This is a genomic window from Chryseobacterium polytrichastri (genome assembly GCF_900142445.1).
GTDB classification, from domain to species: domain Bacteria; phylum Bacteroidota; class Bacteroidia; order Flavobacteriales; family Weeksellaceae; genus Chryseobacterium; species Chryseobacterium polytrichastri.
The window spans coordinates 1-26872 of the sequence record NZ_FRAV01000014.1 but is presented as its reverse complement, the minus strand read 5'-3'; the positions used below and the strand labels follow the sequence as shown (position 1 = coordinate 26872).

General features: G+C 33.2%; 19 protein-coding genes. 8 read left to right on the top strand and 11 right to left on the bottom strand.

The genetic code is table 11. The features are described from left to right. Positions 1-36: 36 nt before the first annotated feature. A complete protein-coding gene (locus BUB80_RS10280) occupies positions 37-1143 on the bottom strand; it encodes an Mrp/NBP35 family ATP-binding protein (RefSeq protein WP_073292841.1) in 1107 nt (368 codons plus the stop codon). Positions 1144-1397: 254 nt separating this feature from the next. Then, on the bottom strand, positions 1398-3740 hold the full coding sequence (locus BUB80_RS10275) for a TonB-dependent receptor domain-containing protein (protein WP_073292840.1): 2343 nt from the start codon (positions 3738-3740) through the stop codon (positions 1398-1400). Between the two features lie 92 nt (positions 3741-3832). Here BUB80_RS10275 and BUB80_RS10270 point away from each other — a divergent pair, with 92 nt between their 5' ends. Next, on the top strand, positions 3833-6634 hold the full coding sequence (locus BUB80_RS10270; protein ID WP_073292839.1) for a GH92 family glycosyl hydrolase: 2802 nt from the start codon (positions 3833-3835) through the stop codon (positions 6632-6634). A 189-nt stretch (positions 6635-6823) separates the two neighbouring features. Here BUB80_RS10270 and BUB80_RS10265 read toward each other — a convergent pair whose 3' ends face one another. Continuing rightward, positions 6824-7537: a phytanoyl-CoA dioxygenase family protein gene (locus tag BUB80_RS10265; RefSeq protein ID WP_073292838.1), complete on the bottom strand. Its 714-nt coding sequence runs from the start codon at positions 7535-7537 to the stop codon at positions 6824-6826. A 324-nt stretch (positions 7538-7861) separates the two neighbouring features. Continuing rightward, the gene (locus BUB80_RS10260) at positions 7862-9112 is read right to left on the bottom strand and encodes a dicarboxylate/amino acid:cation symporter (protein ID WP_073292837.1); all 1251 of its coding nucleotides are present in this window, start codon (positions 9110-9112) and stop codon (positions 7862-7864) included. 218 nt (positions 9113-9330) lie between these two features. Here BUB80_RS10260 and BUB80_RS10255 point away from each other — a divergent pair, with 218 nt between their 5' ends. The 5 genes from BUB80_RS10255 to BUB80_RS10235 all read left to right on the top strand — a co-directional run bounded on the left by BUB80_RS10255 (position 9331) and on the right by BUB80_RS10235 (position 17999). After that, complete coding sequence (locus BUB80_RS10255; RefSeq protein WP_073292836.1) at positions 9331-9822, top strand: BON domain-containing protein; 492 nt, start codon at positions 9331-9333, stop codon at positions 9820-9822. A gap of 6 nt (positions 9823-9828) precedes the next feature. Next, positions 9829-10248: an SH3 domain-containing protein gene (locus tag BUB80_RS10250; protein WP_073292835.1), complete on the top strand. Its 420-nt coding sequence runs from the start codon at positions 9829-9831 to the stop codon at positions 10246-10248. 81 nt (positions 10249-10329) lie between these two features. Continuing rightward, on the top strand, positions 10330-13032 hold the full coding sequence (locus BUB80_RS10245; RefSeq protein WP_073292834.1) for an outer membrane beta-barrel protein: 2703 nt from the start codon (positions 10330-10332) through the stop codon (positions 13030-13032). Between the two features lie 242 nt (positions 13033-13274). Continuing rightward, positions 13275-16046, top strand: coding sequence for a TonB-dependent receptor (locus tag BUB80_RS10240; RefSeq protein ID WP_073292833.1), 2772 nt, complete (start codon positions 13275-13277; stop codon positions 16044-16046). 93 nt (positions 16047-16139) lie between these two features. Beyond that, entirely contained in the window at positions 16140-17999 is a 1860-nt protein-coding gene (locus BUB80_RS10235; RefSeq protein ID WP_073292832.1) for a CocE/NonD family hydrolase, read from the top strand. A gap of 210 nt (positions 18000-18209) precedes the next feature. Here the strand turns inward: BUB80_RS10235 and BUB80_RS10230 are convergent, their stop codons facing one another. The 3 genes from BUB80_RS10230 to speB form a co-directional block, all read right to left on the bottom strand. After that, positions 18210-18818, bottom strand: coding sequence for an alpha-ketoglutarate-dependent dioxygenase AlkB family protein (locus BUB80_RS10230; RefSeq protein WP_073292831.1), 609 nt, complete (start codon positions 18816-18818; stop codon positions 18210-18212). A 187-nt stretch (positions 18819-19005) separates the two neighbouring features. Continuing rightward, positions 19006-19866 (bottom strand): bifunctional helix-turn-helix domain-containing protein/methylated-DNA--[protein]-cysteine S-methyltransferase, encoded by an 861-nt coding sequence (locus tag BUB80_RS10225; RefSeq protein ID WP_073292830.1) that lies wholly within the window; start codon positions 19864-19866, stop codon positions 19006-19008. A 68-nt stretch (positions 19867-19934) separates the two neighbouring features. Continuing rightward, entirely contained in the window at positions 19935-20789 is an 855-nt protein-coding gene (gene speB / locus BUB80_RS10220; RefSeq protein WP_073292829.1) for an agmatinase, read from the bottom strand. 175 nt (positions 20790-20964) lie between these two features. Here speB and BUB80_RS10215 point away from each other — a divergent pair, with 175 nt between their 5' ends. Then, entirely contained in the window at positions 20965-21624 is a 660-nt protein-coding gene (locus tag BUB80_RS10215; protein ID WP_073292907.1) for an HAD family hydrolase, read from the top strand. A 146-nt stretch (positions 21625-21770) separates the two neighbouring features. On the opposite strand, the gene BUB80_RS10210 is transcribed toward BUB80_RS10215, so the two are convergent. The 4 genes from BUB80_RS10210 to BUB80_RS10195 form a co-directional block, all read right to left on the bottom strand. Further along, a complete protein-coding gene (locus BUB80_RS10210) occupies positions 21771-23162 on the bottom strand; it encodes a type III PLP-dependent enzyme domain-containing protein (RefSeq protein ID WP_054510269.1) in 1392 nt (463 codons plus the stop codon). 109 nt (positions 23163-23271) lie between these two features. Beyond that, on the bottom strand, positions 23272-24147 hold the full coding sequence (locus tag BUB80_RS10205; RefSeq protein WP_073292828.1) for a tyrosine-protein phosphatase: 876 nt from the start codon (positions 24145-24147) through the stop codon (positions 23272-23274). Beyond that, complete coding sequence (locus BUB80_RS10200) at positions 24144-24791, bottom strand: thiamine diphosphokinase (protein WP_073292906.1); 648 nt, start codon at positions 24789-24791, stop codon at positions 24144-24146. The genes BUB80_RS10205 and BUB80_RS10200 overlap by 4 nt, the downstream gene beginning before the upstream one ends. Then, positions 24781-25350 carry a cob(I)yrinic acid a,c-diamide adenosyltransferase gene (locus BUB80_RS10195; protein WP_054510271.1) on the bottom strand — a complete coding sequence of 190 codons (570 nt, stop codon included), beginning with the start codon at positions 25348-25350 and terminating at the stop codon, positions 24781-24783. Before BUB80_RS10195 ends, BUB80_RS10200 begins: the two co-directional genes overlap by 11 nt. Positions 25351-26078: 728 nt before the next feature. Between BUB80_RS10195 and BUB80_RS10190 the strand changes: the two genes are divergently transcribed. Then, positions 26079-26570: a DinB family protein gene (locus BUB80_RS10190; protein ID WP_073292827.1), complete on the top strand. Its 492-nt coding sequence runs from the start codon at positions 26079-26081 to the stop codon at positions 26568-26570. The last annotated feature ends 302 nt before the right edge of the window (positions 26571-26872 follow it).

Genomic DNA, 26872 nt, shown 5'->3' with positions numbered 1-26872 from the left:
AATTCGGTTTTTCAAAAATTCTATTGAAAATTATTATTATTTTGCTTTTGGAGAACATCCAGCCATTGTGGATATTTTCACCGCTTCCGTTGGAGGAAGATGCTTATTTCTTTCTACTAGACTTTCTACCATTTTACGGGCAGTCTCTGTATAGATTTCTGCAATTTTAGAATTTTCCTGTAAAGCTGCCGGTCTACCAACATCTCCAGCTTCTCTGATGCTTTGAATCAAAGGAATCTCTCCTAACACAGGAATTCCAAGATCATCAGCTAAATATTGCGCTCCTTGGTTTCCAAAGATATAATATTTATTGTCAGGTAATTCTTCCGGTGTAAAATACGCCATATTTTCGACTAATCCAAGAACCGGAATGTTAATACTTTCCATATTAAACATTGCAATTCCTTTTCTTACATCTGCCAAAGCAACATGCTGAGGAGTACTTACAATCACTGCTCCTGTTACCGGAACTTCCTGAATGATTGATAAGTGAATATCACCTGTTCCAGGAGGAAGATCTATCAATAGAAAGTCTAATTCTCCCCAAGCTGCATCTCTTATCATTTGGTTTAATGCTTTTGAAGCCATCGGGCCTCTCCATACTACCGCTTGATTTGCTCCTGAGAAATATCCTATAGACAGCATTTTCACACCATAATTTTCGATAGGTTTCATTAAGCTTTTTCCATCTACATCTACAGAAATTGGCTTTTGACCTTCTGTATCAAACATGGTAGGAACAGATGGCCCATAAATATCGGCATCTAATAATCCTACTTTGAAACCCATTTTTGCCAACGTAACTGCAAGGTTTGCAGCCACCGTAGACTTACCAACACCTCCTTTTCCGGAAGCAATGGCGATAATATTTTGAATCCCAGGAATTTGTTTTCCTTTGATCTGACTTTGCTGAATTTCGCTAGGCTCTGGAGAAACAATTTTAAGTTTTAAGTTAATTTCTTCTCCAAATTCACTTGCAAAAGCTTGCTTCATTGCTGCTTCAAGCTTCTTTTTTTCGTGCATTGCAGGTGAGTGAGCTGTCATGTCGATATAGACATCATTACCCATCACTTGAAAATTAGTCACTAAGTCATCTACTTCTATCTCTTTAAGGAAATCCTGAACCTTTTCTTTCGTCAACATAAAATATTGCTATAAATTGTTCACAAATTTACGGATTTTTTCGTCAATTTAGAATCAATAAAATCTATAACACAAGGTGATAAATAAGATTACTAAGCTATTTTCTACTTTTTTCCTGAAAAGCATGACCAAAATCATGTACAACTATTCTCAGCTCATCTTTTAGCTTGATTTAACAACTAATGAATTTATCATTTGCTCAACGAAATTGATATCCTCTTTCAATAGTATCAAATTGATTTTAACTAGATTATTTAATTCGCTCTGTTCTTTTCATCAAATTTCACATTGCGGTCTGCTCCTTTTACTTTTTTATTTCCAAAGTTATACGTTAGAGAAACAGTAAGGTTTCTTCCGTCATAATAATTATCAAAATAATGAGTAGAATCCTGATAATAAATTTCACCATGACTTTTAGCCTGTCTAAAAATATCAGAAACATAAATGTTCATCTGAAGATCTTTATTCATCATGTTTAATTTTATGCCGGACGTAAAATTCCCCACGTAATAAGAATAGGTATTTCCTAAGCTTGAAGGCAAACGGAACCAATAGTTCATGAAAAACTGAATCGTTTTGTCTTTACGTAAAGAAAAATTATTCTGAATATTGAAACTGGCGCTGTTTCCTTTTCTGGAAGCGGCATCTGTCGCAAAAACCTGAGTTTTCATATAAGAAAAATCTGCAGAATAATTCGCTTCCCAAAATTTAAAGAACGTGTCCGAATAGCTCAAAGAAATTCCCGTACTGTTTTTATTGAAAAAATTATAGAAATTACTCGTCTTATCTTGTCCTTCTAAGGTAACAACCTGGCTGAAAGCATCCAATTCTCTTTGGAAATATGCTGAAGCTGAAAACTTGCCTTTATACAAATAAGATAATTCAAAATTATGATTGATAGAAGGACTTAAAGCCGGATTCCCTGAATAGTATGAATTGATGTTCGTATACCATCGGAATGGATTGATTGCACGGAATCCCGGTCTGTTTATCCTTTTCGAATAATTAAGATTAAAGGTATTATTTTCATTGGCTTTATACGTTAAATAGGCTGTAGGGAAAAACTTTCCGTAAGAGTTTTCTGTCCTTTGATCAGAAGAAACAGAGTTCCCGTTGATCATAGAATATTCATAGCGGAGCCCAGCTTTAACAGACCATTTCTCAGTCAATTGTTTTTCCATACTCACATAGGCTGCATAATTTTTCTCATTATACTTAAAGAGATTACTTCTCAGAGGATCTGTTATGTAATTTCCATCTGTAAGCCTCTCGTATTTGATGTCAGAATCATTATCGAAGTTGGTGAATTTAATACCCGCCTCTGTCTTAGCAAATGTATAAGGAAGCGTGAGATCTGCCTGACCAGAATAAATTTTGTAATTTAATTCAGAAGGCGTTTTGATGACAAAGGAACCTCCTAAATTATTTACCGTAGTAAAATCAATATTACTCTTCGGAGTATTAGAAAAATAGTTTCCTGTAATACTTAGTTTATTATTCAGTTTCCCAAATTTAATATCATAATAAGCACTTATTGTATTCTGCTTGTTTTTATTACGGTGCTCGGCATGGGTAGACAAAGTATTGGTGTAGTTTCCATTTTGAAAATAATCTGAAGTATTGGTAATATCCATTCCCGAATCTCCAAATCCATAATCATACACCAATCCTATACTCGATTTTTTATTGAGCTCATAATCTAAACTTAAATTAATACCTGCGCCATTCCAAAAGTCCCTTCTATCATCTGAACTTGCTAATCCGTCTGCGCCTACAATCTTGTAGTTTTCATAAGAATGTTTCTGACTGTCATACTGCCTCAGTTTCAGTGAAGACCTCAGCTTTTCATTTTGATAATTAATAGAAGCAGAATTAGAAAACCCAAAGTAAGTCGTCTGTAAAAGGCTGGTTGTTAAGCTCCCATTCCAACCCAAATTTTGATTTTTCTTTAAAACAATATTGATCAAACCACTATTTCCCTGCGCTTCATATTTGGCAGGAGGTGCTGTAATGACCTCTATTCTTTCAATATTTTCGGATCTTATACTTTTAAGATATTTAATCAATTCATCTCCTGAAAGGTTCAGCATCCTTTCGTTGATCATCACTGCTATTCCACTTTTGCCAACCATCGAAATTCCAGTATTTTCATCTACCTTTATCTGAGGAGTATTGCTCAATGCTTCTACCCCATCCATTCCCTGTGAGGCAATAGAATTGGAAATATTAAAGATTAATCGGTCTGCTTTTCTTTCAATCAATCTTTTTTTAGCGGTAACAGTTACTCCTTCAATCTGTTGTTCCTGTTTTTTATCGATGAAAAAATTTTGTTTTATATCACCATTTACCAATACATCAACAGTTGATATTTCGGCTCCGTCCTGTACCAATTTTATATTATAGTTTCCATTCTCAAGAAGTTTCAACGTATAATTTCCTTTTTCATCCGAAATGGTAGTCTGTTTGGATTTATCTTTAACAGCAATAACTTCCACATAAGAAAGAGCATCTCCATTCTGATTAATTTTTCCGGTAATGCGTTGCGAAAAAGCAAAAGTTGGTAACAGCACAATGATCGAAAATACTGTTTTCTTCATATTAATAGTTTTTAATAGGACAACCCTCACCCATTTTTTATTACATCCTGTTCTATCGTTTTTTAATATATTCGCTGAGATAAAATCATCCTATGAAAAGAATCCTAATCCTAGCCTCCCTATTTATTACGCATACCTTATTTTCACAAAACTATTCGCAATATGTAAATCCTTTTATCGGAACGGGAGGACACGGACACACCTTTCCGGGAGCCATCGCCCCTTTTGGAATGGTGCAGCTTTCACCCGATACAAGAATCGATGGAAGTTGGGATGGTTGTAGTGGTTATCATTATTCGGATTCTGTGATCTATGGCTTTTCGCACACCCATCTTAACGGAACCGGAGTGTCGGATTACGGAGATATTATGCTGATGCCTACCATGGGAAATCCAAGCGTTGACAGCAAAGATTATTCTTCAAAATTCTCCCATAATAATGAAAAAGCTTCGGCAGGATTTTATGCTGTTAAGCTAGACAAAAACAATATTGATGTTCGTTTAACAACTACGAAAAGAGTTGGCTATCATGAATACACTTTCAATAATGCAGGAAACGCCAACATTATTTTAGATTTAAATCACCGAGATAAATTATTGGAAGGTGAGGTTAAAATAATTGATGATAAAACCATTGAAGTTTTCCGAAGAAGTGAAGCTTGGGCAACCAACCAATATATTTATGCAAGAATTGAATTTTCAAAACCGTTGAAAATTTCAAAAAAAGAAGTGAATGGAAAACAAGAAAATAACCTTTTTACAGGAACTAAATTAGCCTTAGCATTTTCAACCCAAGTTAAAAAAGGAGAAAAAATCAGTGTAAAAGTGGCCATCTCTCCAACAGGCTATGAAGGCGCAGGAAAAAATATGTTAGCTGAAGGTCAATCTAATGATTTTGAATTGATCAAAAAACAGGCTGTTGCAGATTGGGACAAAGAGTTATCAAAAATTGAAGTTAAATCTTCTGATAAAGATAAACTCTCTATTTTCTACACCGCATTATATCATGTTTTCACACAGCCGAATATCAATATGGATGTTGACGGAAAATACAGAGGTCGCGACAACAAATTTTACACCGCAAAAGACTTCAATTATTACTCCGTTTTTTCGCTTTGGGATACCTTCAGAGGAGCACATCCTTTGATGACTTTAATTGATAGAAAAAGGACTTCCGATTTCATCAATACCTTCATTAAACAATACGAGCAGGGTGGAAAATTACCCGTTTGGGAACTCGCTTCCAATGAAACGGAATGTATGATCGGCTACCATTCGGTTTCTGTAATTGTAGATGCAATGGCTAAAGGAATTACAGGTTTTGATTACGAAAAAGCATTTCAGGCTTCTAAACATTCGGCAATGTTGGATATTTTTGGATTAAATGCCTACAAACAAAATAATTATATTGCAATTGATGACGAACATGAAAGCGTTTCTAAAACAGTTGAATATGCCTATGATGACTGGTGCATCGCTCAGATGGCTAAAATTTTAGGTAAAAAAGAAGATTACCAATATTTCATGAAGCGTTCTCAAAATTGGAAAAATTTATACAATCCCAATAACGGATTTATGCAGCCCAGAAAAAACGGAAATTGGTATGAACCTTTTGAGCCAAGAGAAGTAAACAACAATTATACAGAAGGAAACTCGTGGCACTATTCCTATTCTGTTCAGCAAGATATTCCCGGATTGATCTCAGCACATGGAGGAAAAGAAAAATTTGAACAATTTATTGATGCTATTTTCTCTGCACCTAATACAACCACCGGAAGAGAACAGGTGGATATCACAGGTTTAATGGGACAATATGCGCAAGGAAACGAACCGAGCCATCATATTGCTTATTTATACAATTATGTTGATAAGCCGGAAAAAACCGATGCAAAAATCAAATATATTCTTGATCATTTTTATAAAAATACCCCAGACGGTCTCATTGGGAATGAAGATTGCGGACAGATGAGTGCTTGGTATATTCTAAGCGCAATAGGTATTTATTCTGTAACGCCAGGATTACCTGAATGGCAGACCACCACGCCTTATTTTGATGAGGTTAAAATTCATTTAGAAGACGGAACAACAAAAACAATTACCAAAAATACCAACAAAGAAGAGCTTAAAAAATTGGGATTTGAAAACGCAAAATCATTCAAAGATTTTAAATATGAAGAACTGACTGCTTCTCCGGTTATTAAAGCAGACCGAATTTTCGATTTCTCTACCAAAGTTGAGATTACTGCACTGAACCCTAATGACAAATTATATTTCATGACAATGGATGCAGGTGATGCAAATGTGAGAAAGACTTTTAAAGTATACAAAGAGCCATTTACCATCGCTAAAACAACCCAAGTTTCTGCTTATGCTGAAAGAAAAGGGGAGAAAAGTTCAGTCGTAACAGCCAATTTCAACAGAAGACCGAATAATTGGGATATCACCGTCAATTCCACTCCCACTCCACAATATACCGCAAGCGGAAAGTTATCATTAATTGATGGTATTAACGGAGACATCAATTGGAGAAAAGGAGAATGGCTAGGCTATCAAGGGCAAACTTTCGAAGCGATTATTGATATGAAGTCACCTCAGCAAATCTCAAAATTATCTTCAACTTACCTTCAAGACAGCAGAGCATGGATTATGATGCCTAAAAAAGTAGAATATTATGCTTCCATGAATGGTAAAGATTTCATTTTATTAAAAACGATTGACAATACAATTGATCCCAAAGATGAAACCATTCAGACCAAAGAATTCGGGGCAGATATTCTTCCGACTGAAGCCCGCTATGTCAAAGTAAAGGCTTATCATTTCGGGGCTCTTCCGGAGTGGCATCAGGGAGCTGGCGGACAATCGTATATCTTTATTGATGAGATTTCTGTGAAATAATTTTAACTTTCTTGATTTAAATAATAAACCTCTTTCGGCTTGAAAGAGGTTTTGTTTTTATTTTAATTCTCACAGATTTAGCAAATTGCGCAGATTTTTTAACGCAAACAGCTGCTAAATCTGTGCAATCTGCGAGAGAAAAATAGATTCTTCACTACACTTCGTTTCATTCAGAATGACATTCTGGGTTTAATTCATCCTTTCAGACCAATTCAACTCTTCCGGAAGTTCTCTATCAGAAAATTCAATGTGAATCACTCTTCTTTTTTTACCATTAGTTGTTCTATTGGAACCATGAAGAAGCAAAGGTTTCATAATCATAATTCCTCCTTTTTCTACATTACAGATCTTCTCGGTTTCTACGTTCCAGTCTATTGTTTCTGGTCTGTAAATTCCTTTAGCATGTGATTGTGGAACTACTTTTAGCGCTCCATTATTTTCATCAGTATCATCTAAATGAATCCTGATGGTAAAAATATTTTCAAGAATATCTAAAGGCGGCTGAACTGCAAACTGATTCTGCTTGGTTGTCCAGGGTCCAAAATTGGGCAATTCAAGTTTCTTATCCACAGAAATCGTTAGATCCTGATGATAGGCAACATACCAATTTGATTTTTCAGGCTTATCGAAATAAATACTTTTTACAGCAACATATTTGTCCCCAAAAATATCTTTGATTATTATTTTAATATTCTCATTAAATATCAATTCATTAACCTCAGGAATTTCTTTCAGGAACTGTCTTATTGCAAACAGATCTTCAGATTTTCTGAAAGTTTCTTTGGAGGTATCTATATTTTCGAGAACGTGAATTATCTTATCAATTTCTTCATCAGAAAAGATCGTATTGATCACTGTGAAGCCGCTTTCAGAAATTGAATTTTTATGATGTTGTAAGTTCATTAATAATTTGATTTTTTATTGAATCTATTTTAAACACAAAGATCGCAAAGATTTTCTTTACAATTATTGAGAATATTTTTTGTTCACAAAGGGGTACTTCATTCAGCAATTTTGGTATCATTGCGAGGACCAAAGCGAGCCTGTGCTTAGGCTGTCGAAGTAAAGTAATCTGATTATTATAAATGAGATTGCTTCACCTTCGGTTCGCAATGACAAATTTTAAAAGCGTGAATAGCTTCAAATAAAAAATAAATGGTCAATAATAAATCCTAAAAATTCACTATTGACCATTCTTTAGCCTTCGCTATATTGAAAATTTATTATTTACACTTCAACACCGGGATTTTCCAACTGTCCTTCCCATTTCGAAACAGCAGAAGTGGCCAACGCATTTCCTAAAACGTTTGTCATACTTCTTCCCATATCACAGAAATGGTCAATTGGTAAAATTAAAGCAATCCCTTCTGGTGGAATACCGAACATTGAACACGTTGCTACAATAATTACCAAAGAAGCTCTTGGAACTCCTGCAATCCCTTTTGAGGTAAGCATTAGCACTAAAAGCATGGTAATTTGTTGTCCGATTGTCATTTCAATTCCGTAAATCTGAGCAATGAAAATTGATGCAAACGTCATATACATCATACTTCCATCTAAGTTGAATGAATATCCTAATGGTAAAATGAAAGATACTACTCTGCTATTACATCCGAATTGTTCTAACTCTTCTACCAATTTAGGGAATACAGCTTCTGAACTTGTGGTAGAAAAAGCAATTAATAAAGGTGCTTTTATTCTTTTTAATAATTCGAAAAGACGGTTTCCTAAGATCAGATAACCTACCAATAATAAAACCAGCCAAAGAACACCTAATGCAAAGAAAAAGTCTCTTAGATAAATGGCATATACTTTAAAAATTTCGAAACCATTGACGGCAACTACGGCTGCAATAGCTCCTAAAACTCCAAGCGGTGCAAACCACATGATATAGGCTACCATTTTAAGGATTGCATGGGCTACAATATCAAATAATTTGATAACCGGTTGAGCATATTCCTCTCCCATATTAGCCAAAGCCACTCCAAACATAATGGAGAATACTACAATCTGTAATACTTCATTGGTGGCAAAAGCTTCAAATATACTCTTAGGAACAACATGTTTCACAAAATCTTCCATAGAAAATCCTTTGCTGCTTTTTAATAATTCATCAGCAGAAGAAACGTCCTGAATAGGAAGCTTAGTTACATGTCCCGGTTCAAGCCAATTTACAAGGATCAAACCAATAAAAAGAGACATCAGAGAGGCAGAAATAAACCATAGCATGGCTTTTGTTCCTACTCTTCCGATCATTTTAATATCGCTCATTTTAGCAATTCCCACAACCAACGTTGTGAAAACCAAAGGGGCAATAATCATTTGTACCAATCTAATGAAAACGGTTCCCAAAAGTTTGATATTCTTGGAAAAAGGTTCGGCGCTTTCCGGATACTGCATATGCACCACACCCCCAATTCCTACACCAATAATAAGTGCAATGATAATTGCTATAAAAAGTTTATTTTGTCCTTTCATATAAATTCAAGTTTCGCAAATATAATAGTTTTTAAGTTGGCACAAGATTTATTAAAACTGTAATAAATTTATATTAAGTTTATATTACATTAAAATTAATAGTCTGATTTATAAAATATTGAAAAAAAAACAAGAAACATTTCTTTAATTTTAATCCTTTTGGTATAAATTTTATTATTACATTTGATTGTATTAACAACATTAAATAAATATACAATATGAAAAAAACTATCGCAATGGCTGCATTAGCTATAGCAGTATCTTTCGGATCAATTTCTTGTAAAAAGAAAATTTCTGATGCCGATCTTCAGACTCAGGCTACAACAATCGTAACCTCTAATCCTGGTGCTTCTGTTGAAGTAAAAGAAGGACAAGCTCATTTAAGCGGAACTTTTGCTGATCAGACTTCTAAAGATGCTATGATTGCTCAACTTAAAGCAATCAAAGGTATCAAAGGAGTGCATGATATGGCAACAATTGAGGCAGCTCCTGTAGCTGCAGCTCCTGTTGAAACTACTTCTGCATTAGATCCTGCTGTTCAAAAGAAAGTAAAAGATGCTCTTAAAGATTTCCCTTCTGTAAAAGTAGAAGCCGTAAATGGAACTTTAACACTTACAGGAAATGTTTCTGCTCTACAGGCAAGAAAAATCAAAGAATCTGTAGATGCTTTGAAAGTTGGAAAATATAATAATAACTTAGTTGTAAAATAATTAGAAATGAGCACATTACAAGATAAATATTCAAGCGTAGTTTCTGCTGCTCAGTCAGCTGGGATTGCAGACCTTCAGGTTCAGGAACAAGATGGAATTCTTTATGTTTCAGGAAGTGCTTCAAACACTGCTTCAAAAGATGCTGTTTGGAATGCTTTAGGAGCAATTGATTCTACTTACTCTGCAACAGATATTAATATTGACGTACAGGTTTCAGGTCTTTCTGCAGGAGCATCTCTTACAGTTGCTACAGAAGATTCTAACCTAAACATAAGACAAGAGCCTTCTACAGAAGCTGCTGTTGTTGGTAAAGCGGCAAAAGGTTCTGCAGTTACTTTAATTGAGCAAACTTCTGACGATTGGTGGAAAGTGAAAAACGCTGACGGACAAGAAGGTTATGCCTATTCAAGATATTTGAAAGCTTAATATTTTAAAAATATTAATTTTAAACACCTCTACTTTGGAGGTGTTTTTTTATTTTTACGCCCTAGAAATGCACACATTATAATGAAAAAGGCTCTATTGCTGTGGATTATTGTATTCAACATGGGTATTTTAGCTGCTCAAAAATTAAGCATCAACGGTAAAATTTTAAATTTTGAAAAGAAACCTATCGAAAATGCTACCGTGTATCTCCTAAAACAAAAAGATTCTTCAATCATCAACTATACCGCATCCAACAAAGAAGGTAAATTTTCTTTGAAAACGGATGAATTGAATATCCCCACCATTTTAAAGATCGATTTTGATAAACTGAGTTCTTTTTCCAAAAACTTTGAGGCAATAGACCAATCTATTTCTTTAGGAGAAATTGAGCTCGAAAAAAATGCTGTTTTTTCCATTGAAGAAGTTAAAATTAAGGTCTCTCCGATTAAAATAAAAAAAGACACCATAGAGTTTAATGCCTCTTCATTAAAAGTACGCCCCGACAGTAAAATTGAAGAACTTTTAAAACAGATTCCCGGTGTGGAAATCAGTAATGATAAAAAAATCACCGTAAATGGTAAAGAAGTAGATCAAATCATGATCAATGGGAAACCTTTCTTCAATAAAGACGGTAAGATTGCTTTACAGAATCTTCCAGCCGATATTATCAAAAACATTCAGTTTACAACCACTAAAACCAAAGAGGAAGAATTAAGCGGAAAAACGCCAAAATCAAAAAACACTACCATTAATTTTACCATTGATGATAAGAAAAATAAAGGGCTTATTTCCAGACTTACTCTTGGCTATGGCTCCGATAAAAGATATGAAGGCAATGCATTTTTAAGCTATTTTAAAAATGATACCAGAATAAGTGTAGTCGCTTCTTCCAATAACATCAATTCTGAAGGCTATTCCAGTGACCAAGTTTTTGACAGTATGAGAAATAATGGAGGTACTCAAACAAAACAAGGGCTCCAAAAATCCTCAACAATAGGACTTAATTACAATGATAAATTCGGAAAAGATTTTGATTTGGATAATTTTGGTCTGCTACAATCTAAAAATAATCTGGAAACCCAATCAAAGGTTTCACGAACGACACTGCTTCCTGACTTTACGTTAAAAACAAATTCAGAATCAAAAGGTAAAAGCGAAACCGAACAATATAATTTTAATTTTTCAACAAGAATAAAACTGGATTCTCTAACTGATATTTATTTTTCACCTTCTTTCTCTAAAAGCAAAAATTTCAGTTTTAATAATTCTACCTCAACCACTTTAAAAGATAATATCCTTCTTAATGAAAGTGATTCTTATTCCAATTCCAATTCAGAAAACAATTCCTTTAGTCCTAATATCTATATTTCTAAAAGATTCAAAAAAGAAGGAAGAACAGCCAATATAGGCATCAACACTTCTATTTCGGAAGTTAAAAATAATGATCTCAGCAAGTCCAAAACTATATTCTATCAAAGTAATAACCCGAACGATAATAGAGATCAACTCGCTAAAAATAAAAGTCAAAATAACGATTATGGTTTCACCGCAGGCTATACCGAACCTATTTCTGATTCTGTGAGCTTAACAGCTAATTTAAGATACCAGTCAAAATTAAGCAGTGATTTTAAAGAGGTCAACGATTTTGATGTGAATACAGGGAAATATTCAAAATATAATTCGGTTTTATCCAACAGCCTGAATCAGAAGATCAATCAGATTTCTCCAGAATTAACGTTATCGGTCAACAAAAAGAAATTCAATATTTGGTTCTCTCTAAGCCTGGATATTTCTGATATGAAAACGAGTTCCATTTTTAATCAGCAACAATATGATTTACAAAAAAGTTTTTTTCTGCCTAACTACAATGCAGTTTTCCAATATGCATTCTCCGAAACTAAGAGATTAACATTAACTAATTATTCAGGTTTTACAACACCTTCTGCCAGCCAATTAATTCCCTATTTAAATCTTTCTGACCCACTCGTTAGCTATCAGGGAAACCCTGATCTAAAAAGTACATGGACGAATAAATCCTCTATTTTTTTTAGTAATTTCAATCTTATTAAAAATCTTACTTATTATGTAAATGTAGATTTTGGTTACATCAACAATGACATCACCAATTTTTCTTATTATGACGCTTCCGGAAAGCAGTTTATAACGTATGCCAATGTTAGCGGGAATAAAACCGTTGCCTTAGGAGGAAACATTGCCAAAACATATAAATGGGAGAAAAGTAAATTCACCATTAATCCTACATTTAATATGACCTACGATTATAAAAGAGGTTTTATTAATGATGAAAAATTTACGAGTAATTCATATAGTATAAACCCTGGAATTAATCTGACCTACGAGATCCCCGATAAATTCACAATAAAACCATCCTATTCTATCGGGTATAACTCTTCAAGCTATACGAATTATAGTATTGACCAAGTACAAACTACCAACCAATCATTAAAAGTAGAAGTTACAAATTACATACTGAAAAGTAATCTTGTATTTGGAAATGATTTCGTTTACAGTACGAGTTCAAACTTTGCCCCTGGCCTCAAAAGAGATTATTATTTCTGGAATACGAGTCTTGGCTATTCTTTCTTTGACAAACAATTGATTGCAAAAGTTAAAATTTATGATGTTTTAAACCAAAATCAAAGTGTAAAAAGAACGATTACCAACTCTTATTTTGAAGATCGTGAAGACCTTATTTTAAAACGGTACATCATGTTTTCTTTAACAATGAAGCTGAATAAATTTGCAGGAAAAAAAGCAGAGTAATTACATAAACACGAGATACTAAACTTTACATATAAAACTATTAATCAACAATAACATGAAATGATTTCAATGATCCCTTATTTACAAAAAAATAAAAAACAGGAAAGTAACTATTCCAACTATCCTTTATTACAACAACATCCTTAAAAACAATAATATAGATTATTGTTTAATAAAAAAAATCACATCACTTATTATTTTTTTTAATGTTTTTTTACTTTACAAACCACACACATATTAAGATGAAAAAAGCTTTATTATTGTTGATTCTTGTATTCAACATCAGTATTTTAACCGGTCAAAAACTGAGTATCGATGGAAAAGTTTCAAATTTTGAAAAAAAACCAATTGAAAATGCTACCGTCTATCTTCTTAAACAAAAAGACTCTTCCATCATCAATTATACGGCAACCAATAGAGAAGGTAAATTCTCATTAAAAACTGACGAATTACGCGAACCAGCCTTATTAAAAATTGATGCAAAAAAATTAATTTCATTTACCAAAACTTTAGAAAAACTAGAAAACTCATTGTCTTTGGGAGAGATTGAACTTGATAAAAACTCGATCACAAACATTGATGAGGTAAAAATTACGGTATCACCCGTAAAAATTAAAAAAGACACAATAGAATTTAATGCTTCAGCGATTAAAGTTCGTCCCGACAGTAAAATTGAAGAACTTTTAAAACAAATTCCAGGGGTCGAAATTAGTAATGAAGGGAAAATAACTGTGAATGGTAAAGACGTAGATCAAGTCATGATTAATGGAAAACCGTTCTTTGATAAAGATGGTAAAATTGCCTTGCAAAATCTTCCGGCAGATATTATTAAAAATATTCAGTTCACAACTACCAAAACCAAAGAGGAAGAATTGAATGGAAAAACAGCAAAGTCGAACAATGCCACAATTAATTTTAATATTGATGAAAAGAAAAATAAAGGATTAATTTCCCGACTTACCCTTGGATACGGAACTGATAAAAGATACGAAGGAAGCGGTCTTTTAAGTTATTTTAAAAAAGACACTAAAATCAGCATTTTGGCCTCCTCAAATAATATTAACTCACAAGGTTTTTCCAATGATGAGGTATTTGACAGCATGGGACACGGCAGAAACTCTTGGCTGATGCAAGGCGGAAGTATAAATACCGTGGGAGGTAATACCTATTATATGCAAGGTGGAAGCAATAATAAAGGAATTCAAAAATCCACCACAATAGGAATAAGCTACAGCGATAAGTTTGGAAAAGATGCAGACCTTGAAACTTTTAGCTTAATGCATTCTAACAACAATATTGAAACACGTTCTAAAGTTTCAAGAACAACTTTACTTCCGGACTACACTTTGAAAACAAACTCAGAAAGTAATGGTGAAAATGAATCTAAACAATACAATTTTGATACTTCAGCCAAAATAAAACTAGATTCCCTTACAAGTATCTATATTTCACCCACATTTTCAAGATCTGAGGGCTTTAACTTTAATACTTTACAATCAAATACATCAAAAGACAATATACTTCTTAATCAGAGTGATGCTTATACGAGTACAAAATCTGAAAGCAACAGTTTTACTCCTAACATTTATTTTTCAAAGAAGTTTAAAAAGAAAGAAAGGGTTGTTTATGCGAATATAAACACTAATATTTCAGAGTCAAAAAATGATAATCTAAACAAATCACAAACGATATTTTATCAAAGCACAGACCCAAACGATATCAGAAATCAACTTGCTAAGAATAAAAAGCAAATCAATGAATATAATTTCAGTGCAGGATATACAGAACCTATTTCTGATTCTGCAACAGTAAGTCTTGAAATGAAATACAGTTCAAAACTCAATCGTAATCTAAGAAATGTTAGTGATTTCAATGAAAGTACAGGAGAATATTCAGATTACAATATACCTTTATCCAACAGTATGAATCAAAAGATCAATCAAATTTCTCCTGAATTATCCGTGGCTGTCAATAAAAACAAAGTCAATATGTGGGGCTCCATTGCCGTTGATATTTCTGATATGAAAGTGAATTCTCTTTATAATGGTGAGCAATACAATCTTCAAAAAAACTTTACTCTTCCCAACTATAATATAGGTGTTAATTATGAATTTTCAAAAAGCAAAAGATTAAGTATTTATCATTCTTCGGATTACACAATCCCAACTGCAGAACAACTTACTCCTTATCAAGATTATTCTAATCCGTTAATTATCTATCAAGGAAATCCTGAGCTGAAAAATACATGGTCAAACAGAACTTATCTTTATTTTAATAATTCTAATTTAGTTAAAAACATCAGTTATTACATGAATGCTGGTTTCACCTATAGCAATAATGATATGATTAATTATTCTTATTATGATGAATCAGGAAAACAGTTTGTGACATATGCCAATGTAAGTGGAAGTAAAAGTTTCAATCTTGGCGGTGGATTTAGTAAAACTTTTAAATGGAATGAAAATAAGCTTACCATCAACCCAAGATTTAACATGAATCTAAGTTACGGGAGAGGATTTATTAATAGTCAACAATTTACAAGTAATAACTATAACATCAATCCGGGGCTAAACCTTACTTATGAAATAAAAGATAAGATCACCATCAAGCCATCATATAAAGTGAGCTATAGTCTCTCAAATTATACCAACTACAGTATTGATAAGGTAGAAGCTTCCAATCAAACCTTAAAACTTGAATTAACAAACTATATTTTTAAAAGTAATCTTGTTTTTGGAAATGATTTTGAATATAACACCAACTCGAATATTGCTCCAGGGTTCAAAAAAGATTTCTATTTCTGGAATACAAGTTTAGGATATGCTTTCTTCAACAAACAACTTACTGCCAAAGTGAAAGTTTATGATGTTTTAAACCAAAATCAAAGTGTAAAAAGAACAATTTCAAATGCCTATTTTGAAGATCGTGAAGACCTTATTTTAAAGCGGTACATTATGTTTTCTTTAACAATGAAGCTGAATAAATTTGCTGGAAAAAAAATGACAGGTAAATAAATCATTACTATTAAATGGGTGGAAGTTTTTCCATCCATTTTTTTAATTTCAGTTAAAGTTTTTTTATTTTTAAATTAGCAGCAAATTAAATTCATGAAGATCCCTATTTCAATTGTATGTATTCTTTTTTTCATTATTGGTAAATCTCAAAATACACCACCCACTGATTCGTTTGTGAAAGATAATTTCATCAAAAAGGAAATGTATATTCCTATGCGTGACGGAACAAAGCTTTTTACCGCAATATATATTCCTAAAGACATTTCGAATAAGAACAAGTATCCGTTTTTGATGCAAAGGACTTGCTACAGCATTGCTCCCTACGGTGAAAATGAATATAAAACCAAGATTGGGCCGAATCAATATCTGATGAACGACAAATATATTTTTGTATTTCAGGATGTTCGTGGACGATATATGAGCGAAGGAACTTTCACCAATATGACGCCGCAAGTGGATCATAAAACGAAAAAAGACGTGGATGAAAGTACCGATACATACGATACCATTGATTGGTTAATAAAAAATATTAAAGACAACAACGGAAAAGTAGGTCAATACGGAACCTCTTATCCCGGTTTTTATACTGCTGTAGGAATCTTGGCAGAGCATCCAGCGCTAGTTGCATCTTCTCCACAAGCTCCGATTTCCGATTTCTGGAATGATGATTTTCTTCACAACGGAAGATTTATGTTAGGTTATTTTAAAACATTCCCTGTATTTGGAGTTCAGAAAACAAAGGCAGAAAACAAAGCTTGGTATTCAGATTCAATGATTAAACCAACATCTGAAGATGGTTTGAAATTTTACAGAGATATGGGAACCTTGAAAGATGGTTACGAGAAATATTACAAAGATAATTTCTTCATGACAGAAATAATGAACCATCCCAACTATGATGAATTTTGGCAAAAAAGAGGCCTTCTTCCTCATCTTAAAAACGTGAATCATGCTGTAATGACTGTTGGTGGTTGGTTTGATGCTGAAGATCTTTCAGGACCTTTAAATATTTATAAAACCATTGAAAAAACAAGTCCGAAAGCTAAGAACACCATTGTAATGGGACCTTTTTCTCATGGTGGCTGGGGACGTGAAGAAGGAAAACACTTCCACAATCAAATTTATTTTGGAGACAGTATTGCAACGTATTATCAAAAAAATATTGAGACTAAGTTTTTCAATCATTATCTAAAAGGAAATACAAAACAGGATGCAGGACTTCCGGAAGCTTTGATGTATGATACTGGAGCAAAACAATGGAGAGAATTTACAACGTATCCTCCTAAAGAAGGACAAAAAGTTAATTTCTATTTAGCGAATGGAACATTGAAAAAATCTGCCGGTCAAGGTTCATCAGAATATTACAGTGATCCTAACAATCCTGTGTTAAGTTCAGATAATCTGAAAGATTTTAATGGATTTACGCCTAGAAATTACATGTCTGAAGATCAAAGATTTGCAGAAGGAAGACCTGATGTATTGACTTTCACAACCGATGTATTAACGGATGATATGACTTTCGCAGGAGAAATTATGGCAAAATTAAATATTGCTTCCACTTCTACAGACGCAGATTTCGCTGTGAAATTAATTGATGTTTATCCTGAAGATTTCAAACCTGTAGAAAAGAAAGAAGGTGTGATCTACGGAAATTATCATCAAATGGTAAGAAGTGAAATTATGCCTGCCAAATTTAGAAACTCTCGAGAAAAAGCAGAAGCTTTAGTTCCGAATCAGAAAACGGATGTGAATTTTAGATTACAGGATGTTGTTCATACTTTCAAAAAAGGACATAAAATCCAGATACAAATAAGCTCCACTTGGTTTCCTCTATTTGCAATTAATGCACAGAAATTTATGGATAATCCGAATTTCGCAACGAAGGAAGATTATACAAAAGCGTTTATCAAGGTTTTTGATGATAGTGCAATTGAAGTTGAAGTGTTGAAATAAGAAATACTAATTTTACAATATTGATGGTGACTGAGATTCTCGAAGTCACCATTTTTTGTTTCTACCTCTCGCTGATTTTGCTGATGACGCAGATTTTTTTTGAATACAATCATCTGCGGAAATTGCTTAATCTGCGAGAGAAAAATTATACATAAATTTTGTCATTCCGATTTCTATGACCAACTGAGTGGCTAATCTTAATGTTTAAAATCAGTCTTCAATTGTTCTAAATGTCAGATTCACTCTTGGTGTTTTCACTTTTGTAGTCGGTGGAAGTCGGTGAAGCCAATTATCCTGTGTTGCTCCTTTCATTATTAATAAGCTTCCGTTTTCCAAGAATATCTCCACCTTTTCTTTGGATGTTTTATGTTTAAATAGAAACTTTCTTTCCGCTCCGAAGGTTAGAGATGCAATGGCTCCGTGCTTTTTCAAATCCTTTTCACCATCACTATGATACGCCATTCCTTCACTTCCATCGTGGTAGAAATTCAATAAACAAGAGTTGTAGGTTTCTCCTGAGACTTCTTCGCATTTTTTCTTTAGTTCCAATAATTCCAGAGTCCAGGGTTTTGCTAATTTTGTTCGTTTTGAATACGTGTATTCAAATGGCTTTTCTCCAAACCAACCCACTTTTCTTTTCGTTAAAATTAATTTTCCAAAAATCACAGCTTCATCATTTTCCCATGGAATTTGATTAAATAAATAATCATAATAAAAATCCGATTCTTCTTTGGAGAAAACTTTACCGTAATAGTTGACGGTTCCATCGTTGGGAAGGATATTTAATGGATAATCTGATATATCTTCGAATAGGCTCATCATTTCAATAATTTTTAAAACTATATTTTAAACACAAATTACACGAATATTTTCACAAATAAACACAAAACGTTACATCAATAGGAACGGACTTTAGTCCGTTTTTAAATACACAAAATATCAATTGGCTTTAGCCAAAACTTAAAATCAAACACAAAAATTTATATAAATCTATGGGAGAAAAAAATTAAAGTACAATAGAATTTCCAGCATAAACATGGGAACTTTCCCAGCCAATAATCATTTGCTTTCTTTCACTTCCCCACATATAGCCTCCAAGATTTCCCGAAGATTGAATGACGCGGTGACAAGGAATCAGAAAAGCCACAGGATTACTCCCGATTGCTGTTCCGACCGCTCGTGAAGCATTGGGATTTCCAATTTTTTCGGCTAAATTTCCGTATGTTGATAGTTTTCCCATTGGGATTGTAAGAAGACTTTCCCAGACTTTCAATTGAAAATCGGTACCCTTTAAATGGAGTTTGATGGTATTGAGTTTCGTCCAGTCCTGATTGAAAATGGATAATGCGTTTTTCTGAAATCCGTCCTGTTTTTCAAAAAAAGAAGCATTAGGAAATTTATGTTTCAAATTCCCTAATGCTGTTTCTTTATCGTTTTCAAAAGCCATATAACAGATTCCTTTTTCTGTGGAAGCTGTAATTATTTCTCCAAAAGGACTTTCGGAAAAACTATAATTGATGGTAAGGCTTTTTCCTCCGTTTTTATATTCTGCCGGAGACATTCCTTCAATCTTCACAAACAAATCGTGTAATCTGCTTGTGCTTGAAAAACCTGTCTCGTAGGCGGTATCAAATAAGCTCGCTTGTTCTTCCTTCAACAAATTTTTAGCATGTTCAAGACTGATGAACTGCAAAAATTTCTTCGGACTTGTTCCTGCCCAATCCGTAAATATTTTCTGGAAATGAGCCGGACTCAAGTGAATTTTCTCTGCCACTTCATCCAAATTCGGTTGAAGTTTAAAATTACTCTGGATATACGCTATCGCTTTGGCAATTCTTTCGTAATCTATTTGATTTTGTGTGGACATATCATTTTATTTTACCTCACAAATTTCCAAATAATTCTTTGCAGAAAAAATCCGAATCTTGCGGAATTTTAGTCTTGGTTGATGTGATAATAAGCAAGCATTTTGTAATATAACTTAGCTGCCAAGAATGCGCTTGGTTTTGCGTAAGGAGAATCCATTAATTCTACAATATCAAATGCTACAACGTTACATTTTTCAAAAACACCTCTTAATAATTCTAGTGTTGGATACCATTGTAAACCACCTGGCTCAGGAGTTCCTGTTGATGGAGCAATAGATGGATCAAAAGCATCCAAATCAATTGTGATATAAACGTTTCCTGAAACTTTTTCTAATACGTCATTTACCCAATTTTCATTGTTAGCAATTTCGTGAGCGAAAAACACTCTTCCTTCAGGTAAATATTCAACTTCTTCAACATCCATAGAACGAATTCCCACTTGTACTAAGTTATGCTTCTGATTAGCTTCAAAAACCGCACAAGCATGATTAGAAGTAGAACCGTGGAATTCTGGACGTAGATCTGTATGAGCGTCTAACTGAAGTACAGTAAGGTTTTCATACTTTTCACCCACCGCACGGATTGAACCGATAGAAACAGAATGCTCACCTCCAAAAAGGGTAAATAATTTATCGTCATTCTGTAAAAGCTCTTTTGTTTTTTGATAAACAGCTTCTGTCATTGCTTCAGGTGAAGATTTTTCTGTAATTTCTCCTGCTAAATAAACACCTTCCAAATAAGGCTCAGTTCCTGTTTCAATATCATAAAGCTCCATATTCTCAGAAGCATCAAGGAATAATTCAGGACCTTTGTCAGCTCCTTTTCCCCAAGTTGAAGTTCCGTCATAAGGAACCGTTACCAATACTACTTTTGAACTTTCTAACGATGCGTTTTCTTCAGGAATTCCTGCGTATGTTTTCATGTCTTATTTAAAAATTAAATGATTCCTGCAAAGATACAAAGAAGTTGGAAGATGGAGGATTGAAGATGTAAGTTTCTTGAGCATCTATTATAAATTCTACGTTACAATTTTAACTTCTATCACCCAACTTCAAGCTTCCAACCAAAATCATTATCTTTATAAAAAAATCAAAAATATGCCTTTAAAAGCTGTTCTTTTCGATATGGATGGGGTGATTGTAGATACAGAACCATTGCACAGAAAAGCTTATTTCAAAACATTCAACGACCTTGGAATTGATGTTTCAGAAGATCTATACACTTCTTTTACCGGAGCTTCAACGAAAAGGGTTTGTGAAATACTAATCAATCAATTTAATTTAAGTCAGACTTACGAAGAAATCGCAAAAACAAAAAGAGATTACTTCAAAGAGTATTTTTATAACGATGAAGAATTCGATTTAATCCCAGGCGTAAAACAATTGATCGAACATTATTACGAAAATGGGATTACCTTAATTCTGGCTTCATCTGCAACGATGAACACCATTAATATGGTATTTGAAAAATTCGAATTGGATAAATATTTCAGTGGAAAAATAAGTGGTGCTGATTTAAAGGAATCAAAACCTCATCCTGAAGTTTTCCTTTTAGCTGCAGAAATGGCTCCTGAATCTGTTGAAAACTGTATGGTTATTGAAGATTCAACCAATGGAATTTTAGCTTCTCACAGAGCAAATATTTTCTGTGCAGCGTACAGAAGTCCACATTCTAAAAATCAGGATTATACCTTGGCAAATATTGTGGTTGCAGATTATGTGGAACTGGAATTAGATAAAATATCAAAATATTTTTAAAGAAAAACAGCCATCAAATTGATGGCTGTTCTATATATTTTAAAACGTTTTGGCTAAAGCCAAATGATTGTTTTTCATTTACAAACGGATAAAACCCGTTCCTATTATGAGATTGCTTCGTCGCTTCGCTTCTCGCAATGACTTTATTAGTATCCTAACAATTTTAAAACATCTTCCGGTTCCTGTTTCTCACGGAAAATTTCATATTGGAAATCTCCGTTTTCATCTTTCTGGATCAAAATATGTCTTGGCTGAGGCATCAAACAGTGGTGAACACCACCATAACCACCAATTGTTTCCTGATATGCTCCGGTATGGAAGAAGCCAATATACAAAGGTTTTGTATCACTGAAAACAGGTAAGTAAATCGCATTGGTATGTTGTTCAGAATTGTAATAATCATCTGAGTCACAAGTCAATCCACCTAAAAACACTCTTTCATAGGTATCATCCCAACGGTTTAACGGAAGCATGATAAAGTGTCTTGAAATTGCCCAAGTATCAGGAAGAGTGGTCATGAAAGATGAATCAATCATATTCCATTTTTCTCTGTCATTCTGACGTTTTTGAGAAATAATTTTATAAATATTCGCTCCACTTTCTCCAACGGTAAAGCTTCCGAATTCAGTATAGATATTAGGCTCTTCTACTCCTTCTTCTTCACAGAATTTTTTGATCTGAGATACGATTTCTTCAACCATATATTGGTAATCGTAATCAAACTGTAATGAAGTTTTGATGGGGAAACCTCCACCAATATTTAAAGAGTTTACTTCAGGAGCAATTTTCTTCAAACGTGCATATACACGAAGACATTTATACAATTCATTCCAATAATACGCCGTGTCTTTGATCCCCGTATTAATGAAGAAGTGAAGCATTTTCAATCTTGCATTCGGGTGTTCAGCGATTTTTTGGCTGTAATAAGGAATAATATCTTTGTATCCGATTCCTAATCGTGAAGTATAAAATTCAAACTTAGGCTCTTCCTCAGAAGCAATTCTGATTCCGATATCGAAAGTTGTATCGATGCTCTCAGTAAGCTTATCCAGCTCACGGTAATTATCCAAAATCGGCGTGATATTTTCAAAACCGCTGTTAATCATATCTGAAATTTTCGCCAGATAATCATCAGTTTTAAAACCGTTACAGATTACTTCAATATTTTTATCTACCTTTCCTTTTTTATAAAGAGCTTTTACGATATCCATGTCATACGCAGAAGAAGTTTCCATAGAAATATCATTCTTCAACGCCTCTTCAATCACAAAATTGAAATGACTGGATTTTGTACAGTAGCAATATCTGTAGTTTTTCTTATATTCGGTTTTCTCAAAGGCTTCTTTGAACCAGCTTTTTGCTTTCTGAATATTTTGAGAAATCTTCGGGAGGTAACTTACCTTTAAAGGCGTTCCAAACTTTTCAACAACTTCCATTAAAGGAATATCGTGAAACAACAAATTGTTCTCAGATACATTAAATTCTTCCGTAGGAAAATACAATGTCTGATCAATAAGTTCCGAGTATTTTATTTTCATTTTTTGACAAGTGAATTAAGAATGCAAAATTGCTAAAAAAGTTTGATTTTTATATGTTAAAATTATTATAAATTTCAAGCAATTTTCAATCGAAATCTGAATATGATTATCAATACATAAACTTACTAATATATTCTTCTCTTTTATTCTCAGAAATACCTAACACTTGTTGAATATAAGTATCCGTTGAACCATATTTTTTATTAATTTCATCAAAGGCAGCATCCAGATAATTACTTTCAATCCAGCTCAGTTTTTCCAACACTTTCAAATCCATTTTAGGATAAATAAAATGTAAGGTATTAGCAAGCTTAAGCCTCTTCTCAACCAATTGTTTTCTGTAATTATTAGACAGCAGATAATTGTTATAAATGGTTTCTTTATCAAACTTTAAAACACTCATAATAAGCGCCGTAATAATTCCTGTACGGTCTTTCCCAGCAGTGCAGTGGTATAAAACAGGCTGATTAGATTCTAAAATTTCAGTAATTATTTTTTTTATAGTTTCAGGATTTTCTGTTACATAATCGCGGTAAAAATCTACCATTCTTTTATCTGCATCGGCAGCATTTACCTTTCCTTTTAAAACCAATTTTTTAGCCTGAGATAATTGATCACCTTGGTCTTCAAAAGCAGAATACTTTTTATAGATGATATTTTCAGGAAGATGATCCGGCTTTTTGGAGATTTCTTTCTCATTTCTGAGATCAATAATTTCTTTAATCCCTAATTTTTCAAGTTCTTTAAATGAACTGTTTTTAAGGTGATAAAGATCTCCGCTTCGGTAAAACTTTCCTTCTTTTAATGTTTTCCCTTCAATATTTTTTAGGCTCCCTAATGTTCGAAAGTTATTTACTTTCTTTATTTTAATATCATTTCCAATATTCGCTTTGCCATATTCGGGCGCAGGAAAGTTTTGTGTTTTACAGGAAAAAACACAAGAAATGATAACAACTAAAAATGATATTTTTATTAATTTTCTCAATATATTTTTGGATATTCTATTTCATTTATACCAACAAAAAATAGCAGGTCTCCAGATTCATATTGAATAGAAACCTCATCTTCCACTGCAAAATTACGGGTCCCTATTCTCGATATTATACTTAAACTTCCATTGGTTAATGGCCAATTCAATCCTTTTGTTGTAATATTTTCAACCGAAGGAAACGGATAAAGAGAAATCATTTTATTTTTAACATTGTTCAACGTGAAATTTTTCGGAACAAAATAATATTCAGAAAAAGCATCATAAAATTTGATGTTCAACTGATCTTTAAAATGATACGCCACCGTAATATTTCCTAAAAAATGATCTTGCTCTCCTCCACTTCCTCCTAAAACATCCACATCGTGAAAGCCTTTTTCCAGAATAATTTCTAACGCTTTACGAAAATCTGTTTTATCCTGATCTAGCGTAAGAATAAATTTATCCTGATAAACATTTTCGTCTGACCCAATATGTGAATCAAAATCACCTGAAATAAAATCCAGTTGATCTAAAGGAAAACCTTGTCTTTTCAAATAATGAAAAGCCCCATCTGTACAGGCAATTAAACCATATTCATCTAAACCCGGAAAAGACTCGGGCGCATCTCCATTGATAAAAAGCAGTACTTTATCTTTCATTCGGGTTCCAGTATTCTTCCGGTTCATTATTCAGTTTTGAAACATATCTTGCCAATACAAAAAGATAATCTGAAAGTCTGTTGAGGTATTTAATCAGCTCAGGACGCACTTCTTCAGATTCATTTAAGAATACCAGAGAACGTTCTGCTCTTCTGCAAATTGTTCTTGCTGCATGTAAAAATGTAGCCGATTTTCCGCCACCTGGAAGTATAAAATATTGTAGAGGCTCTAGTTCTTCGCCAAAAGCATCCATCCAATGTTCTAATTCTTCAATTTCAGTGTCAGAAATAATTAATGGTAGACGAGATTTCCCATTCGCCAGCATCAATTTATCCACCGGCGTTGCTGCTTCTGAACCTACCGTAAACAAGTCAAACTGAATTTTTTTCAATTGCTTCAACACTTCTTCATCTTCAATATGACTTTTCGTAATCCCTATAAATGAGTTCAATTCATCAATATTTCCATAGCTGTCAACTCTTGCACTTGCTTTTGAAACTCTCGTTCCGCCATACAAGGCAGTTTGCCCTTTATCTCCTGTTTTCGTGTAAATTTTCATAGGACTAAAATACTTCATTTTGCACAATGTAAAAAGGAAAATGTCCTTAAATACACAAATCCCGAAACTCTTTTTTAGTAGCTATTTAACTCCATCGAACACCCACTTTTTATTTTAAGCCTGTTAAAACTAAGTGAAAAATTAAACCGCAAAAGAAACAAAAGCTATTATTGAATTATTTAAAATTTAATTATTTTGAAAACAAAGCTCGCAAAAGAATAAAAATCAAAGATTTTTAAAAACTTATGTGGTCTTATTTTGCGTTTTAATGATAAACTTAAAATACTAATGTGTTAATCTTTTGTCACCTTTTGACTCCGTCGAATCTTCGATTTGTGGTTAAAATAATTAAAGTTTAAACAAATTCAATATTATTTGAAGCTGTTTCCCGCTTTCCATTGCAATCTTTTTTTTCAAAAAAGGATTTTCATTATAATCGGGGCTAGGGTATTTGTCAAAGTTGATAAGTTTGTCTTTAAAATTCATTTTTAGCTTGAAACAAAAAAATGACCGATTAAAAAAATCGGTCATCTACAAATTATTTATCTACCTCTACACATTGTAACATTCTTGATCCCGTGATGTATCGGCTATACACTGAACGATAAATTTTGAATGATATTTTATGGGTAAGAAAATAAATTTTTAATTTCAATTTACTACTGACAAACTGTTGTCATTACCCGGTCATACCTTTGTATCAACAATAACAAACAAAATTAAAAATTATGTCAACTACAGCAACACTTACTAAACAATTCATGTCTTCAGAACAATTATTAGAACATTGGCAAGGGCACAGAAATCTTACAAGAAGAGTTATTGAAGCTTTCCCTGAAAAAGATTTATTCGAGTTTTCAATTGGAGGAATGAGACCTTTTGCAAAATTGGCAGCTGAGTTAATTAGTATTGCAGGACCTGCTTTAAAAGGAATCGTTAATAAAAATATGGGAGCCTATACCGAAGACGGTTTCAACCCACAAACCAAAGAAGATATTTTGAAAAAATGGGATGAAGAAACGGAAGTAATCAACCATTATTTTTCTCAAATTACTGAAGAGCGTTTTCAGGAAACATTTAATTTATTCGGACAATATGAATTTCCTGTTTATCAGAATATTTTATATTTCGTTGATAATGAAGTTCACCACAGAGGTCAGGGATATACTTATTTAAGAGCATTAGGAATTGAGCCCCCTTTTTTTTGGGAGAGATTTTAGGATCATTAATGCCCTTATTGAAACTAAAAATGCTGATTCAGTATAATCAAAAAAATTCAATCATTTCCAAACAAAAAAGCTTTCAGGATTTCTGAAAGCTTTTCGTTTTTTATGATTAACCATAATTTAATCTACTTATCCTTGAATCTTTACCATTAAGATCTTATTTAGAAGTGAAGAGTATTAAGTTTAGCACTGATTAAACCACAAAAGGTACTGTGCTAATTTCCAAATATTTTTAGATATTTGTATAAACTATTTAAGGAGAATATTTATTCATCCTGTGTAGGCAGGTGCAATCC